The organism is Dictyoglomus sp. GBS (genome assembly GCF_055179815.1).
On the sequence record NZ_CM143687.1, the window covers coordinates 1,632,240 to 1,648,892 of the forward strand.

The following is a 16,653-nucleotide window of genomic DNA, read 5'->3' on the forward strand; positions in this document are numbered from 1 at the left end:
CCCTCTAACTAAAAGAGAGGCTGGAAGAACTTTTTCTTTCCAGCCTCTCATAAGGAGGGGGGTGTGGGTAATATTATAATAAAAATCTCTATTTTTTGTAAAGAAAAAATAAAGTAAAATAAGAAAAACTAAAAGGGGGTAAAAAAAATGATTAAAAAAAGGTTTTATGGAAAAAATAAAGAACCTCTTTCCATAATAGGCTTTGGTGGAATATTAGTAATGAATGAAGATCAAGAAACAGCAAATAGGAGAGTTTCAGAAGCTATAGAGTTAGGTATAAATTATTTTGATGTCGCACCTTCATATGGAGATGCAGAAGATAAACTTGGTCCAGCTATCAAAGGAAAACGAGACAGAATATTTCTGGCTTGCAAAACCATGCAAAGAGACAAAGAAGGAGCTTTAGAAGAACTAAAAAAATCTCTAAAGAAATTAAATTCCGATCACTTTGATCTATATCAGCTTCATGCTATGACTACTGAGGATGATTTTCAAAAAGTAATAGGTCCTAATGGAGCCTTAGAAGCTTTTTTAAAAGCAAAGGATGAAGGTTTAATTCGTTATATAGGTTTTTCCGCTCATTCTGCAGATATAGCATTAAAATTATTAGATGTATTTAATTTTGATTCTATTTTATTTCCCATAAATTGGGTATGTTATTTCAATGGCAATTTCGGTCCACAAGTAATTGAAAAAGCTAAAGAAAAAGGTATTACTATTTTAGCTTTAAAAGCCATGGCAAAAACTTCTATTCCTGAAGGACAAGAAAGAAAATACCCTAAATGTTGGTATGAACCTGTTGATAATAAGGAACTTGCTCAATTAGCATTAAGATTCACCCTCTCCCTAAATATAACAGCAGCTATACCCCCAGGAGAATATAAGTTTTTTCAATGGGCAATAGAGGTTGGAATGAATTTTAATCCTATTACTCAAGAGGAATTGGAGCATCTGAAGAAACTTGCATTAAATATAGAACCAATTTTTAAAGTTTCTTAATGTACTATATCTTGAATTTTCAGATCTTTCTGATATACTCCATATGGTATATATATAAAGGAGGTGATAGTAAAATATGGATTTTATTTCTATTGCAAAGCCTATGGATAAAATTGAAGAAGAGCAAGAAGTAATAATATTAGGAGGAGGACCAGCAGGACTCACTGCAGGTATTTATGCTGGAAGAAACTTATGGAAGACCTTGATTATTGAAAAAGCAATAATTGGAGGAAATGCAGCCTTAACTGAAAAAATTGACAATTATCCCGGATTTCCTGAGGGAATAACAGGAGAAGAATTAGTTAAAAGAATGGAAATCCAAGCAAAAAAATTTGGTTCTAAAATATTAGAGGCAGATGTTCTCAATTTTCGTATTGATGGCATATGGAAAATTATTGAAACATCTAATGGTATATATAGAGCTCCAACCCTTATTATAGCAACAGGAACAAGACCAAGAAAATTAGAAGTACCAGGAGAAGAAGAATTCACAGGAAAAGGTGTCTCTTACTGTGCTGTATGTGATGGAGCATTCTTTACAGGTAAAAGAGTAGCAGTGGTAGGAGGAGGAGACTCTGCTGTTGAAGAAGCCATCTACCTGACGAAATTTGCAGAAGAAGTTATATTAATTCACAGAAGAGATACTTTAAAAGCTGAAAAGATTACACAACAAAAAGCCTTTTCCAATCCTAAAATTAAGTTTTTATGGAGTCATATAGTCAAGGCTATTGAGGGTGATAAAAAAGTGGAAAGATTAATATTACAAGATTTAAAAACCAATGAGATTAAACAATTGCCGATAGATGGAGTCTTTATCTATGTTGGACTAATACCAAATACAGAAATTTTTAAAGATATTTTGAATTTAGATAAAGATGGTTTTATAATAACAGATGAAAAGATGCATACTTCAGTACCAGGTATATATGCTGCTGGAGATGTACGCGGAAAAATATTAAGACAAATAGTAACTGCTGTTGCAGATGGTGCTATAGCAGGCATGGAAGCAAGTAAATTTTTAGAAGATATTAAATATAATAAGGAGGTATAATAATGGCTCTTTTAAAAGAAGAGGATCGTCAGTATTTAGAAAATCTTTTTAGGGAAAATCTAAAAGATAAAGTAAAAATAATATTATTCAGTGAAAAGGCTGCAGGAAGCAAACTTGTAGTTCCGGGAAGAATAGAATGCCCCTATTGTCAACAAACAAGAGAAATTTTGGAAGAATTAACTGGACTTTCTGATCTATTAGAACTTGAGGTACATGATTTCCTCACAGATGAGATTATTGCTAAAAAATATAATGTGGATAAAATACCTGCCATACTTTTTGAGAAAAATAATAATGTTTTAGGAGTAAGGTATTTCGGAATACCATCAGGTTATGAGTTCTCAAGTTTAATAGAAGACCTCATTGATATTTCAAGAGGAGAAACTCAACTCTCTCCTACAACAAAGTCATTTCTTAAGACAGTAGATAAACCTGTACATATACAAGTTTTTGTCACACCTACCTGTCCATATTGTCCAAGAGCTGTAAGGCTAGCCCATCAATTTGCTATGGAGAATCCATTAATCACAGCAGATATGATTGAAGCAATTGAATTTCCACATTTAGCAGAAAAATATGAAGTAACAGGGGTACCAAAAACCATAATCAATGAAAAGGTTGAGATAGAAGGTGCTGTTCCTGAAAATGTATTTCTTGAATATTTTAAATCTGCCCTAAAAGATTAGTCTAATTTACCAAAGAAATGGTCTAAAGCCTCACCTACTAAATACAAAGATCCAGTAATTAATATTAAGTCAGTAGGTGAGGCTTTCTTTATCACATCTTCATATGCTTCTTTAAAATCTACATAAGAAAAAGCATCTTTTACAGAGAAGCTGTTTACTATTCTTGAAAGTTCATCAGGAGTTCTTGTTCTATTAGTAGGTAATGGAACAAAATGATAGCTATAAACCAATGGATCTAAAGTAGAGACAAAGCCTAAAGCATCCTTATCTTTCATCATACCGCAGATTAGAAATAATTTATCATATTTTATATATTCTGTGATAGTATCTCTTAAAGCTTTAGCAGAAGAGATATTATGAGCACCATCTAAAACTACCATTGGATTTTCCTTTAAAATTTGAACTCTACCTTTCCATTCAATCTTTGAAAAACCATTTTTTATACTCTCATCATCAATATCTATAAAATATTTTGATTTTAAAACTTCTAAAACCCCATAAGCAGTAACAGCATTAATTATCTGATGATTACCTAATAAAGGGATAAAATATATTTTTTCATATGAACCATCACTTATTGAAAATTCCTGACCCAAATTACTAAATGACAATCTTTTCCAACTATATTTTTCATCTATTTTAATTATAGGAGCCTTTCTTTCAGTAGCCATTTTTTTAACCACATTCCATGCCTCTTCCTCTTGTAAAGATGAGATTACTGGTATATTTTCCTTAATAATGCCAGCCTTTTCAAAAGCTATTTGGGATAAAGTGTTTCCTAAAATATGCATATGATCATAACCTATAGGAGTAATTACAGATACTAAAGGCAATATAACATTAGTAGCATCCAACCTTCCTCCTAATCCTACTTCAATAACTGCAAAATCGACTTTTTTGATAGAAAAGTATAGAAAAGACAAAGCTGTTAATATTTCAAAGAAAGTAGGAGAACCATAAATAGGATGCTTTTTGGCTTCTTCAATATAAGGTTTAGCAATGTTTACAAGATCAACCAATTCCTCTTCAGAAATTAATCCACGATCAATCCTAATTCTCTCTCTTAAGGTTTGCAAATGAGGTGAAGTATATAATCCCACTTTATATCCTGCTTCTTTTAGTACTGAAAAAATAAAGGCAGATGTAGATCCCTTACCTTTTGTTCCAGCTATATGAATAGATTTAAAATTATTTTGGGGATTTCCCATAAGATTTAAAAGATATTTCATTCTCTCTAAATAAAACTTTTTCTCCTCATAAGTTAATTTATCTAAGTTTTTCTCATAATTTATAAAACCATATATGTAATCTAAAGCATCCTTATATTTCACTTCCTATTCCTCCCATTTTAATAATCTTTAATTGATTTTAACATCTTTTTGTGATAAATTTATCCTTGAACTAATAAAGGCTCAAAGATGACCAATATTTCCCTCATCAATGAGGATAGAAATATTGGCCTTTGTTTATTTATAAAATGTTAGAAAGGAGAGCGATTAGATTATGCTTAGGGAAGAAGTATCCTATTTTATAGTTCCAAAAGAAGTAGAAGATATCCTTCTTTCATGTAAAAAAGTTATAATACCAGAAAAAAGAGAAGAATTTTTTGAGCTCGCTATAGGAGGAAAAGATAATAAAGAATTTGAAGTAAAATACAATGTACCTGGAAAAGGAGAAGTAGTGGAAGCTATAGTAACAAAATGCAAAAATGGAATTGTAATAAATTATCCTGATGTATATATGAGAAGAAGAGATCCAGATAGCTTAGTAGTTGGCGACGAAGGTGATACAGATAAACCTACATTTAAGGAAAGGTTTGGAGAAGATTTTGATACATTAAGAGAAAAAACCTTTGAATGGCTAAAATCACAAGAACTTATAGTCATGCCATTTATGTCTGGTGGAAAAGAATTAGGATACCCTTCCCTATTAATTTGCCCTTCTAACGCTGCTTTTTTTGCTGGAGCACTTGCTGATATTCAAGGTTTTATACCTAAAAGCCAAATAAGAACCAATTTTGAGCCTATAGCCATAGTATATGTAGCCCCTCCTTTTAGACATACTCATTTTGGAGGAAAACAAGTCGTAGTACATAATAGAATAAATAACCATCATGAGGTTTTTTCATATAATTTATACCCTGGGCCCAGTGCAAAAAAGGGAATATATGGAGTACTGTTAAATATAGGAGAAATGGAAGGCTGGGTTACTGCACATGCCTCAACAGTAAAAATAATAACACCTTATGATAATGTATTAACTATAATGCATGAAGGAGCAAGCGGTGGTGGAAAAAGCGAACTACTACAACAGATGCACAGAGAAAAAGATAACCGAGTACTATTAGGTACAAATATCATTACAGGAGAAAAATTTTATATAGAAATCCAAGAATCTTGTGAAATTTATCCTGTAACTGATGATATGGCAATGTGTCATCCTAAGTTACAAACCGGACGAGGCAAAATGGTAGTAAAAGATGCAGAACAAGGATGGTTTGTAAGACTGGACAATATTAAAAGCTATGGCACTGAGCCTCAGCTAGAAAGACTTACTATACATCCGCCCGAGCCATTAATATTCTTAAATATTGAGGGACACCCTGGTGCTACTGCTTTAATATGGGAACATACTATGGACGAACCTGGTAAACCATGTCCAAATCCAAGGGTTATAATCCCAAGAAGATTCATACCTAATATTATAGATGAATCTGTAGAAATAGATGTAAGGAGTTTTGGTTTTAGAACCCCACCATGTACAAAAGAAAAACCAACATATGGCATAGTAGGTCTCTTTCATGTGCTTCCCCCTGCTATCGCTTGGCTTTGGAGACTTGTAAGCCCAAGAGGATATGATAATCCAAGTGTAACCAATGGAGATTTAATGAGTAGTGAAGGTGTAGGATCTTATTGGCCTTTTGCTACAGGAAAGATGGTAAAACAAGCCAATCTCCTTTTACAGCAAATATTAGATTATCCTAATACTCAATATATACTTGTGCCTAATCAGTATATTGGTGTTTATAGGGTAGGATTTATGCCAGAGTGGATAGTAAGAGAGTACTTAGCTAAAAGAGGAAGTGCTAGATTCAGACCAGAGCAATTAAAACCTGCAAGATGTCCTTTGTTGGGATATGCCCTAGAAATAGTAAAAGTTGAAGGTCACTATATACCAAAGGCATTTCTTCAAGTAGATCAACAACCAGAAGTAGGACCAGAAGCCTATGATGCTGGAGCAGAAATACTTAAAAATTTCTTTAAAAAAGAACTTAAAAAATTTATGACCTTAGATCTTGATCCCTTAGGGAAAAGAATTATTGAATGTTGCTTAGATGATGGGAGCTTAGAGGATTATATAAAACTAATTCCTCCTCGTAGATAATAAAATATTTTTTTCTCTTTTAAAAATTATATATAAGTGGTATAAATATAAATAGAAAAAAGATTTTATATTCGAGGAGGAATATAAAAATGAAAGAAATAAAAGTACCAATAGGCGTGTCTGCACGCCATGTTCACCTCTCTCAGGATGATCTGGAGAGGTTATTTGGAAAAGGTTATGAGTTGCATCCTTATAAACCTTTATCTCAGCCAGGACAATATGCAGCAGAAGAAGAGGTAGAAGTAATTGGGCCTAAAAGGTCTCTAAAGTTAAGAGTACTAGGGCCAACCAGAAAAAATACTCAAGTAGAATTAGCAATAACCGATGCTATTTATTTAGGGATTCAACCCATTCCTCCCATAAGGGATTCTGGTGATGTGGAAGGGACACCTGGAATAAAGATTAGAGGTCCCTTAGGAGAGATTGAGATTCCTAAAGGAGTAATTGTCGCACGGAGACATATACACACTCCAAAAGATATGGCAGATGAATTGGGTCTTGTGGATAAGCAGATTGTAAAGGTAAAAGTAGAAGGAATAAGAGCTGTAGTATTTGAAAATGTCTTAATAAGAGTAAGCGACAAATACGCCTGGGAATTTCATATTGATACAGACGAAGCAAATGCTGCATTTGTTAAAAACGGAGATATAGCTACAGTAGTCTTTGAGCCAATAAAGCTTTTGCAAAAAACATAGCTAAAAAAAGCTAAAATAAAAATTTTCTAGAAAAGAGAGGAAGAAATAAGTTTCTTCCTCTCTTTTTATTTACACAATTTTAGATATAATTAATAGGTAAAACGAATTTCAAGGAGGTGGTCTTATTGTCCAACTTAATTATCGTACTTCTTTTGGGAATAATTATAGCTTTAATTTTTTCATTTCAAAATCAGACTGATGTTGTAATCTACTTCGTATATTGGGCTTTTACGACTAAAATTTCTACAGTACTTTTTACTACCTTTGCGATTGGGGTTCTTTTGGCTTTTATTAGTGTATTACCAGTTTTGTTTAAATATAAACGAGAAATATCAAAATTAAATAGAAAGATAAAAGATTATGAAAAACAATTTAAGATAAATAAAGAGCAAGAAATATCTCCAGGAAACTAAGAGGTGAAAAAAATGATAGAGGAAAAGATAAAAAAATTAAAAAAAGAAAGAGATGCTGTTATATTAGCTCATAATTATCAACTTCCTGAAGTACAAGATATAGCTGATTTTGTGGGAGATTCATTAGAACTTGCAAGGATAGCAAAGGAAGTTAAAGAAAAAGTAATAATTTTTTGTGGAGTACATTTTATGGCAGAAACAGCTTCTATTCTTGCTCCAGATAAGATAGTAATTCTACCTGACCCACATGCAGGGTGCCCTTTGGCTAATTCTATAACCCCAGCAGATATTTTAAAATTAAAAGAAAAATATAAAGATCATGTTGTTGTTAGTTATATAAATACAACCGCAGAAGTAAAAGCATTAAGTGACTATATTTGCACCTCTGCAAATGCGGTCTCTGTAGTAGATAAAATTTCAGAGGATAAAATCATCTTCGTACCAGACCGAAATTTAGGCTATTATGTAAGTAAGCATACTAAGAAAGAAATGATAATTTGGGATGGATTTTGCCCTACCCATCAAAGAATTCTTCCTCAAAATATATTGGAACTTAAAGAAAAACATAAAGATGCCAAAATAGTAGTACATCCAGAATGCAGAAAAGAGGTATTAGACTTAGCTGATAAAGTAGCAAGTACAAGTGGAATTATCAAATACGTAAAAGAAGATAATCATCATAGATACATAATAGGGACCGAAGCAGGATTACTACACAGACTAAGAAAGGAAGTTCCCAATAAAGAATTCTTCCTGGCATCCCCACTTGCAGTATGTGCTAACATGAAAAAAATCACATTAGAAAAAATATTATGGTCTTTGGAAGATTTATCTCCACAAGTAAAGGTACCAGATCATATAAGAGAAAAAGCATTAATACCAATCATGAGAATGCTATCCTTATGATAGATAGATATATTGCTAATTTCAAATCAAAAAGTACAGTAGAAAAATTTGACATAATAATTGTTGGAAGTGGAATAGCAGGCTTAATTTCAGCTTACTACATTCCCCCTCAATTTAAAGTCGGCCTTTTTACAAAAGACAAAATAGAGGAAAGTAATACTTATTATGCCCAAGGAGGAATTGCAGTAGTATTAGCTCCTGATGATTCTCCCGAATTACACTTCAAAGATACTATTTTAGCTGGGGCAGATTTTAATGAGGAAAAAATAGTAAGAATTGTTGTGGAAGAAGGAATTGATAGGGTTAGAGACTTAATAAAATTAGGTGTGAATTTTGATAAAAAAAATGGGCTTTCCTTTACAAAGGAGGCTGCCCATAGTAGAAAGAGAATAATCCATGCCCATGGAGATGCTACAGGATACGAAGTGGCTTGTACTCTAATTAAAAAAATTAAAGATAAGGAGAATATTAGATTATTTGATAATCATATGCTTATTGATATACTTACCCTTGATAATCAAGCTTATGGATGTATCTTTCTTGATTCAAAAACAAACAAAATTTCAATATATCTTAGCAGTTATATTATACTAGCTACTGGTGGAGCAGGCCAGTTATACCTTCATACCACTAATCCTCTCATTGCCACAGGAGATGGTATAGTATCTGCTTTTAGGGCAGGAGCAAGAATTATGGATCTTGAATTTTTTCAGTTTCACCCAACAGCCTTAAAAATAGATGCTCCACAAAGATTCCTTATCTCCGAAGCAGTTAGAGGTGAAGGAGGAAGACTTATAAACTCCTATGGAGAGAGGTTTATGCTTAATTATCATCCTTTGGGAGAATTAGCCCCAAGAGACATAGTCACAAGGGCTATATACTTTGAAATATTAGAAACGCAAAAAGATGTATATCTTGATTTAAGACCAATCGGAGAAAACAAAATAAAGAGAAGATTTCCTAATATATACAAAAAATGCTTGGAATATGGAATAGACATAACAAAAGATCTTGTCCCTATATCACCTGCTGCCCACTATTTTATGGGGGGAATAGAAACTGATGAATATGGAAGAACATCCATAAGAAATTTATATGCTTGTGGAGAAGTAGCTTGTACAGGACTGCATGGAGCTAATAGACTTGCTAGTAATTCTCTACTGGAAGGGCTTGTTTTTGGTAAAAGATGTATTGATGCTATATTAAATGATAATCCATCTTTGATCTCAGAATATGATGAAAACCTAAATTTAAAAGAAATTGAAAATGACAAATTTTTAAAGGAGAGAATACAAAAATTAAAAACTCTTATGTGGGATAAAGTAGGAATTATAAGGGAAGAAAGTAAATTAAAAGAAAGTGAAAGAGAAATAATTGATTTAATGGAAGAGATAAACGGAGTATATTTGAAAAATAGAAACTTTTTTGAATACAAAAATATGTTAACCCTTTCTTTATTGATGATAAGATCAGCTATTCTAAGAAAGGAAAGTCGTGGTGCCCATTTTAGAATAGATTTTCCTACCTCAAAAAAAGAATGGAAAAAACATATAATTTGGGAAAAAGATAAGGAGGTAATATATCGTGATGTCAATTCCCCACCATCTTTTAAAAAAGATCATTGAAGAAGCTTTAATTGAAGATATTGGTACAGGAGATATTACAACCGATAGTATCGTTCCAGAAGATATGAGATCAAAGGCTATTATTTTGTCAAAAGATAACGGTATTATTGCTGGTATACCTGTAGCAAAAGAAGTTTTTAAATATCTTGATGCAGATGTAAAATTCAATGAAAATTGTAAAGATGGTGATTCCATTAGAAGAGGAGACATAATACTTGAAATATATGGAAAAACAAGAGCTATACTTTCAGGAGAAAGAACAGCTCTTAACTTTTTACAAAGACTATCTGGCATTGCAACCTATACAAGAAAATGCATTGATATAGTAAGTCCATACAATGTTAAAATTTTAGACACAAGAAAAACTACTCCACTTTTAAGAATTCTTGAAAAATATGCAGTAAAGGTTGGTGGAGGAGAAAATCACAGATTTGCACTATACGATATGGTATTAATAAAAGATAATCATATAAAATTTGCAGGAAGCATCACTGAAGCAATTAAAAGAATTAGGAAAAACCTATCTCATATATATAAAATAGAAGTAGAAGTAAAAAATATTGAGGAACTAAAAGAAGCACTAGAAAATAATGTAGATATGGTATTGTTGGATAATATGGATTTAAAAACTATAGAGGAATGTGTAAAAATAGCAAAAGGAAAAGCATTAATAGAGGTTTCAGGAGGAATATCCATAGAAAATTTAGAATCTATTGCTAAATTAGGTGTGGACTTTATATCTATGGGAAAACTAACTCATTCAGTGAAAAGCTTAGATCTAAGCTTGGAAATAGAATAATACTTCAATGTTAAAAACCAAAACTCAAAAGGAAAAAGCATATATCTTCCTTTTAATTGGCATATCAGCTATGGCTTCAGCTTCCATTATTATTAAGCTGACAAAAGCTCCTCCCCTTGTTATAGCATCATACCGTTTATTAATATCATCTCTTATTCTTTCCTTAATGAATTACAAGAAAGTAAAAACATGCTCTAAGATATTTAACAATATATTGTTAACTTTTGCAGGATTATCCTTAAGCATTCATTTTTACACATGGATCTCTGCTCTTTTTCTAACTTCTGTGGCTAATGCTGTTGTACTTGTAAATACAAGTCCTATATTTATATCTATATTAGTATCAATTATAGAGAAAAAAATACCATCAAAAAAATTCTACCTTTCAGTATTAGTAGCCCTTATAGGTGTGTTTCTTATAACCTATAACAATGATTTAAAAGTCCAAATAGGAAAAGGTGAAATATTATCCATCATAGGTGCTATAACCTTTGCCATTTATATATACACAGGTAGATATCTCTCAAAAGAAATATCCTTCATCTCATATATTACCTATGTATATTCTATTGCAGGGATATGCTTACTTTTAATTACTATCCTCTTAAAAATACCTTTAGTAGGATACTCTGCCTATACATATCTAAATTTTTTGCTCCTTGCCCTAATACCACAGTTAATAGGTCATTCTTCTACCAATTATGCTATTAGAATTTTATCTCCTACCTTTACCTCTATAGTATTAATAGGTGAAACAGTAATAGCAACAGTTTTCTCAGTCATCTTTTTAAAAGAAACTATAAATCTATATAAACTTATAGGAATAGGTTTAATAATAATAGCAGTATTCTATGCTTCTTTAGAAGAAAAATAATTGTATAATTTCCAAGCTATTTCCTCTTGTTCTCTAAAATTTCCAAAAACTACACCTTTTGGAAGAAGTTTATTTATAACTTTCCTCATATACTTATCAAATTTACCTGGAGGAAAATTCTCAAAAGGAGTTCCGGGAAGAGGCATAAAGGTATGAGCATGAATCTTTGCTCCCATTTTTACTAAATCTTCTATCATTTTGACTGTCTGGTTTATATCATCCTCATTTTCATAAGGTAATCCAAATATGAAATCCACATTCACCTTGAGACCATAGTAAGTAGCAGTTTCTACAGCTCTATAAACATCTTCTACTTTATGCCTTCTATGAGCTAAATCTAAAATCCTCTGACTACCAGATTGAGCTCCTATTACGATATTGTCATTATTAGCATATAACTTTATCAGCTCTACAGTTTCAGGTAAAACATGTTCTGGTCTTACTTCTGAAGGGAAAGATCCAAAAAATATTCTTCCTTCTTTTCCAATAATTTTTCTAATTTCAATAAGTAATTCTTCTAATTTTTTAAGATTTATTGTCATACTATCAGAAGATCCATAAGCAAAAGCATTAGGTGTAATAAATCTTATATCTTTTAAATTTCTTTTTACCATAACTTCCACAATTTCCACTATTTTTTCTATACTCCTATGCCTCATAATTCCACCAAAAATTCTTGGTGTCTGACAAAAGTAGCACCCAAAAGGACAACCTCTGCTTATTTCAATAGGCCCAAACCTACCAAATTTTTTTGAGAAAGGGAAGTAATCATTTAAATCAATTTTCTTTTTATCATGAAATATTCCAAAAATTTTTTTACCACTAACTATCTCTTTTATTAAGTTTGGAAATATTCTTTCTCCCTCTCCCTTTACCACAATATCAAATCCCATATCTAATACTTCCTGGGGATCTCCCGATGGATGAGGTCCACCTGCCATAAAATAAAGATTCTCATTACTCTTTTTAAGTTCCCTGAGCTTTCCTAATATATCTTTTATTTCAAAAAATTGAGTAGTAAAAAAGGAAAAACATAAAATACTATTTCTTAAATCTCTTTCGAAAAATAAATCATCTATTTTTTCAAAAAATAATATTGGAAGTTCTTTTAGCTCTTTATCCCCTTCTACTGCTCCAAGAAGAGCATTTATACTATATTTGTTTTCCTTAGAGTCATAGAAAAATAATTTATATTCCATATATTTCTTATTTTACAAATTTAAATTTGACTTTTAAATCTCCCTTAAATAAAATAATTGAAAACTTTCCAACCGAGAAGGAGGCTAAAAAGGTTATGAATTTTAATGAAAGATTCTTAGGAGAGGCTCTAACTTTTGATGATATACTATTAGTACCAGCATACAGTGAAGTAACCCCAAAAGAAGTAAGTGTCGATACATATATTACTGAAAAGATTCATCTAAATATACCCATATTAAGTGCCGCAATGGACACAGTAACAGAAGCAAGAATGGCTATTGCCATGGCAAGAGAGGGAGGCTTAGGGATTATTCATAGAAATCTTTCCATTGAAAAACAAGCAGAGGAGGTAGACAAGGTAAAAAGATCAGAACATGGTATGATTACAGATCCCATATTCCTATATCCAGATCAAACTGTCGGTGATGCCTTAAATATCATGGCAAAATACCACATTTCAGGATTACCTGTTGTAGAAAAAAATGGTAAGCTTGTAGGGATAGTTACTAATAGAGATCTAAGATTTGAAACTGATATGAACAAAAAAATATACGAAGTAATGACAAAAGAAAATCTTATAGTTGCTCAAGTTGGTGTAACTATTAAGGATGCCCAAGAAATTCTACAAAGATATAAAATTGAAAAACTTCCTATTGTAGATAAAGATTATAAATTAAAGGGTCTTATTACAATAAAGGACATTCAAAAAATGAAACAATATCCTAATGCAGCAAAAGATAGTAAAGGTAGGCTTTTGGCTGGTGCTGCTATAGGGGTAGGCTCAGAGGCTATTGAAAGAGCAAAAGCATTAGTGGAAGCTGAAGTAGATGTTATTGTAGTTGATACGGCCCATGGACATCATAAAAAAGTATTAGAAACTGTTAAAGAATTAAAAAAATTATTTAAAGACAATATAGTAATAATTGCGGGTAACGTGGCAACAGCAGAAGGTACAAAAGCATTAATAGAAGCAGGAACAGATGCAGTTAAAGTGGGTATAGGACCTGGGTCCATTTGTACTACTCGAGTTGTGGCAGGTATAGGAGTACCACAATTCACAGCTATATGGGAATGTGCTGAGGAGGCCAAAAAATATAACGTGCCAATAATTGCAGACGGAGGAATAAAATTTTCTGGAGATATTACAAAAGCAATAGCAGCTGGAGCTCATGCAGTTATGTTAGGAAGCCTACTTGCTGGTACTGAAGAAAGCCCTGGAGAAATTGAGATATATCAAGGTAGAAGCTTTAAAGTATATAGAGGCATGGGCTCACTCTCAGCAATGAAAGAAGGAAGTAAAGATAGATATTTCCAAGAAAATTCAGAAAAACTTGTACCAGAAGGTATTGAGGGACGAGTACCATATAGAGGACCAGTTTCAGAAGTTATTTTCCAACTTGTAGGTGGGCTTAAATCAGGTATGGGGTATTGTGGTGTTAGAAATTTAGAAGAGTTAAGAACAAAAACTAAATTTATAAAAATAACTAATGCTGGACTTAGAGAAAGCCATCCTCATGATGTAATAATAACAAAAGAAGCACCTAATTACAGTATATCAACATGGGAGTCTCGTTAAAAATCTTCATTTATTAATTTAACTACCTCTTCAATAGTTTTACTTGTGGATGAAATAAAATTAAATTTCAATCTTATAGCTCCCATATCTCCCAAAGAGATATGGGAGACTTTTTCTTCAATATCCATAACAGAACGGGTAAAGACATAAAATCTATCAAAACCATGACCTATAAGATCATTGGGTCTTAATTTATCCTTTATTAATGATGCCAGATTAAAAATAGAGGATCTTCTTAAATTCTCCGAAACAAGACCTTCAAATTCATAAGCAATTTTACCAAAGGCAAAAGATGATTTTTCTCTATAAAGTTCTCTCCAAAGGATAGGGAAAAAGTAAGGAAGAGAAAGCGTTCCCGTTAAAGGATCTACTAAAGAATATCTTCGAGGCAATTTTATTGTAAAGGTAGTACCTTCTCCTACCTTACTACTAACAGATATTTTACCATTATGGGCTTCTACTATACTCTTAACTATTGAAAGCCCCAAACCAGTACCACTTGTTGATTTTCTCAATGAACTGTCTACCCGATAAAATCTATCAAATATATGGGGAAGATGCTCTGGAGGTATTCCTACTCCTTGATCTTGCACCTCTATAATTATATCCTCCATTTTATCAGTAACTCTCACCCATACATTTCCTCCATTTGGAGAATACTTTATAGCATTATCTAAAAGATTATGAAATACCTGTGTAAGTCTTGCTGAATCACCTAAAAGAAGAGTGGGATATTCTGGGAATTGCAAAATTATTTTGTGCTTTGAAGTTTGAGTTTGAAAAAAAGAAGCTCTTTCTCTAATTATTCTTCTCAACTCTACCATATCTTTTCTAAGTTCTATTCTTCCTGATTCAATTCTTGATACATCCAGAAGATCATTTATAAGTTGAGTAAGCCTTTCTGCCTCCTTGTATATGATCTGATGATAATTTTTTATTTTCTCTGGAGGGAGATTCATTTTCATTAAAAGCTCACTATAACCCTTTATTGCAGTTAATGGAGTCTTCAACTCATGAGAAACATTAGCTACAAATTCTGACTTCATTCTATCCAATTCTTTTATCAAACTGATATCTCTAAGAGCTAAAATAAAATTAGTTACTTTTCTTCCTTCCCATATACCAGAAAGGTTACATCCAAGAATATATTCTTTCTGCCCATTCCAAGTTTTCATTTCATATTGAAGTAAGGATAATCCCTGAAAAACCATTTTATCAAGGGGACACTCAGAACACATCAACTCTCCATTTGCATTTCTACATTTTAAGACTTCTGTACATCTTTTCTGAATATCTCCCTGTGTAATATTAAAGAAATTATTTGCTACATTATTCCACATACTTAATCTTTTTCGCCCATCCAGAATTATTAGTCCATCACCAACATTTTCAAGAATCTTTTTCATCTTTTCTCTTTCCAAATTCACATTACTGTAAAGAATTGCCTTATGCAAAGCTATAGAAGTTTCATAAGATAAATTAATAAGCATCTCTAATTCATAATTAGAAAATTTCTTATTCCTTGTACTATTAACTACTTCTATTGCTCCCAATACTTCATCTCCAACTTTAAGAGGTACACATAAAATAGAACCTGTTTTGAAACCTGATATATAGTCATAATATTGACTAAACCTTTTATCTTTAGATGGATTATTTACAATAGCAGGATTTCCTGTCTCCACAACCCAACTAACTATTCCTTCTCCCTTTGCAAGCTTTTTACCTTCTAATAAATCTCCCTTTTCTCCTATAGCCTTTTCAAAGATTAAATCCCCTGTCTCTTTATCTTTAAGAAAGATGGTTCCACCATCAGCATCAAGTAATTTAACAGCAGAATCTAAAATAAGTCCTAAAACCTCTTTAGTATCCAAGGATGAATTTACAGCTTTAGTTATATCAGAGAATATCTTCATTTCATTTATTTTCTGTTCGAGTTTTAAACTTTCTCTCCCAATATAATTTAAAAACAGAGCCAAAACGATAGCCATAATTCCAAGTTCTAAAATTCTGATATAGGCAGAACTTAAGACTACATTTATTCCCTGAATTATTCCAAAAAGAATAAAAACAAGAGTAACTAAAAAAGCAGAAAGAATTGCAGTCCTAAAATCATATCTAAAGGCTGCTGCTACCACTGGAAAAACCAAGAATAAGTATAAATCACTGCTTATACCCCCAGTCAAATATACCAGAATTGATACTAATATAACATCTATAGAGGCAAATATTTCATGCTTATAAAAAAAGGGATATTTATGTACAGGGAAAATAGTAGTAAATAATATATAGATGGACGAAATAATGAGAAAAATATTAAATACTCTTACATCTGTAGGAGGCACAATATCAAACTTTACAAGAAGAAGAGCTACAAAAAGAATTAAGCCTCTAAATAAAGATAAAAAGTTTTCTCTCTTTTGATTATAGTAAACTTTCATAAAA

At 31.9% G+C, this 16,653-nt stretch carries 14 protein-coding genes; 11 read left to right on the plus strand and 3 right to left on the minus strand.

All coding sequences use genetic code 11. The annotated features are described in order from the left end of the window. Positions 1 to 147 precede the first annotated feature (147 nt). From ACY3IT_RS08195 to pdo, 3 genes are all read left to right on the plus strand, one after another. Complete coding sequence (locus ACY3IT_RS08195; protein ID WP_463082453.1) at positions 148 to 999, plus strand: aldo/keto reductase; 852 nt, start codon at positions 148 to 150, stop codon at positions 997 to 999. Between the two features lie 76 nt (positions 1,000 to 1,075). Then, positions 1,076 to 2,050, plus strand: coding sequence for a thioredoxin-disulfide reductase (trxB, locus tag ACY3IT_RS08200; RefSeq protein ID WP_463082454.1), 975 nt, complete (start codon positions 1,076 to 1,078; stop codon positions 2,048 to 2,050). A gap of 2 nt (positions 2,051 to 2,052) precedes the next feature. Then, on the plus strand, positions 2,053 to 2,736 hold the full coding sequence (pdo, locus tag ACY3IT_RS08205; RefSeq protein WP_463082455.1) for a protein disulfide oxidoreductase: 684 nt from the start codon (positions 2,053 to 2,055) through the stop codon (positions 2,734 to 2,736). On the opposite strand, the gene ACY3IT_RS08210 is transcribed toward pdo, so the two are convergent. Continuing rightward, a complete protein-coding gene (locus ACY3IT_RS08210; protein WP_463082456.1) occupies positions 2,733 to 4,067 on the minus strand; it encodes a bifunctional folylpolyglutamate synthase/dihydrofolate synthase in 1,335 nt (444 codons plus the stop codon). The genes pdo and ACY3IT_RS08210 overlap by 4 nt on opposite strands. A gap of 172 nt (positions 4,068 to 4,239) precedes the next feature. Between ACY3IT_RS08210 and ACY3IT_RS08215 the strand changes: the two genes are divergently transcribed. The 7 genes from ACY3IT_RS08215 to ACY3IT_RS08245 all read left to right on the plus strand — a co-directional run bounded on the left by ACY3IT_RS08215 (position 4,240) and on the right by ACY3IT_RS08245 (position 11,432). After that, complete coding sequence (locus ACY3IT_RS08215) at positions 4,240 to 6,120, plus strand: DUF4914 family protein (RefSeq protein WP_463082457.1); 1,881 nt, start codon at positions 4,240 to 4,242, stop codon at positions 6,118 to 6,120. Positions 6,121 to 6,209: 89 nt separating this feature from the next. Further along, complete coding sequence (gene pduL, locus ACY3IT_RS08220; protein ID WP_463082458.1) at positions 6,210 to 6,815, plus strand: phosphate propanoyltransferase; 606 nt, start codon at positions 6,210 to 6,212, stop codon at positions 6,813 to 6,815. Between the two features lie 125 nt (positions 6,816 to 6,940). Then, positions 6,941 to 7,228 (plus strand): LapA family protein, encoded by a 288-nt coding sequence (locus ACY3IT_RS08225; RefSeq protein ID WP_463082459.1) that lies wholly within the window; start codon positions 6,941 to 6,943, stop codon positions 7,226 to 7,228. Positions 7,229 to 7,240: 12 nt separating this feature from the next. Next, positions 7,241 to 8,134 (plus strand): quinolinate synthase NadA, encoded by an 894-nt coding sequence (gene nadA / locus ACY3IT_RS08230; RefSeq protein ID WP_463082460.1) that lies wholly within the window; start codon positions 7,241 to 7,243, stop codon positions 8,132 to 8,134. Beyond that, positions 8,131 to 9,759 carry an L-aspartate oxidase gene (nadB, locus tag ACY3IT_RS08235; RefSeq protein ID WP_463082461.1) on the plus strand — a complete coding sequence of 543 codons (1,629 nt, stop codon included), beginning with the start codon at positions 8,131 to 8,133 and terminating at the stop codon, positions 9,757 to 9,759. The genes nadA and nadB overlap by 4 nt, the downstream gene beginning before the upstream one ends. Then, on the plus strand, positions 9,722 to 10,558 hold the full coding sequence (nadC, locus tag ACY3IT_RS08240) for a carboxylating nicotinate-nucleotide diphosphorylase (RefSeq protein WP_463083643.1): 837 nt from the start codon (positions 9,722 to 9,724) through the stop codon (positions 10,556 to 10,558). Before nadB ends, nadC begins: the two co-directional genes overlap by 38 nt. Before the next feature lie 7 nt (positions 10,559 to 10,565). After that, entirely contained in the window at positions 10,566 to 11,432 is an 867-nt protein-coding gene (locus ACY3IT_RS08245; protein WP_463082462.1) for a DMT family transporter, read from the plus strand. On the opposite strand, the gene ACY3IT_RS08250 is transcribed toward ACY3IT_RS08245, so the two are convergent. Then, positions 11,408 to 12,631, minus strand: coding sequence for a TIGR04013 family B12-binding domain/radical SAM domain-containing protein (locus tag ACY3IT_RS08250; protein WP_463082463.1), 1,224 nt, complete (start codon positions 12,629 to 12,631; stop codon positions 11,408 to 11,410). The genes ACY3IT_RS08245 and ACY3IT_RS08250 overlap by 25 nt on opposite strands. Positions 12,632 to 12,726: 95 nt before the next feature. On the opposite strand from ACY3IT_RS08250, the gene guaB reads away from it, so the two are divergent. Next, positions 12,727 to 14,208, plus strand: a complete 1,482-nt coding sequence (gene guaB, locus ACY3IT_RS08255) for an IMP dehydrogenase (RefSeq protein WP_463082464.1) — start codon at positions 12,727 to 12,729, stop codon at positions 14,206 to 14,208. Here the strand turns inward: guaB and ACY3IT_RS08260 are convergent. Further along, positions 14,205 to 16,649 carry an ATP-binding protein gene (locus ACY3IT_RS08260; RefSeq protein ID WP_463082465.1) on the minus strand — a complete coding sequence of 815 codons (2,445 nt, stop codon included), beginning with the start codon at positions 16,647 to 16,649 and terminating at the stop codon, positions 14,205 to 14,207. The two genes, guaB and ACY3IT_RS08260, sit on opposite strands and share 4 nt — an antisense overlap. Positions 16,650 to 16,653: the final 4 nt, after the last annotated feature.

What these genes read in the sequence shown, in the direction of transcription:
- ACY3IT_RS08195 (WP_463082453.1), top strand. Translation starts at nt 148, where the DNA reads ATGATTAAAAAAAGGTTTTATGGAAAAAATAAAGAACCTCTTTCCATA.
- trxB (WP_463082454.1), top strand. Translation starts at nt 1,076, where the DNA reads ATGGATTTTATTTCTATTGCAAAGCCTATGGATAAAATTGAAGAAGAG.
- pdo (WP_463082455.1), top strand. Translation starts at nt 2,053, where the DNA reads ATGGCTCTTTTAAAAGAAGAGGATCGTCAGTATTTAGAAAATCTTTTT.
- ACY3IT_RS08215 (WP_463082457.1), top strand. Translation starts at nt 4,240, where the DNA reads ATGCTTAGGGAAGAAGTATCCTATTTTATAGTTCCAAAAGAAGTAGAA.
- pduL (WP_463082458.1), top strand. Translation starts at nt 6,210, where the DNA reads ATGAAAGAAATAAAAGTACCAATAGGCGTGTCTGCACGCCATGTTCAC.
- nadA (WP_463082460.1), top strand. Translation starts at nt 7,241, where the DNA reads ATGATAGAGGAAAAGATAAAAAAATTAAAAAAAGAAAGAGATGCTGTT.
- nadB (WP_463082461.1), top strand. Translation starts at nt 8,131, where the DNA reads ATGATAGATAGATATATTGCTAATTTCAAATCAAAAAGTACAGTAGAA.
- nadC (WP_463083643.1), top strand. Translation starts at nt 9,722, where the DNA reads ATGTCAATTCCCCACCATCTTTTAAAAAAGATCATTGAAGAAGCTTTA.
- ACY3IT_RS08245 (WP_463082462.1), top strand. Translation starts at nt 10,566, where the DNA reads ATGTTAAAAACCAAAACTCAAAAGGAAAAAGCATATATCTTCCTTTTA.
- ACY3IT_RS08250 (WP_463082463.1), bottom strand. Translation starts at nt 12,631, where the DNA reads ATGGAATATAAATTATTTTTCTATGACTCTAAGGAAAACAAATATAGT.
- guaB (WP_463082464.1), top strand. Translation starts at nt 12,727, where the DNA reads ATGAATTTTAATGAAAGATTCTTAGGAGAGGCTCTAACTTTTGATGAT.
- ACY3IT_RS08260 (WP_463082465.1), bottom strand. Translation starts at nt 16,649, where the DNA reads ATGAAAGTTTACTATAATCAAAAGAGAGAAAACTTTTTATCTTTATTT.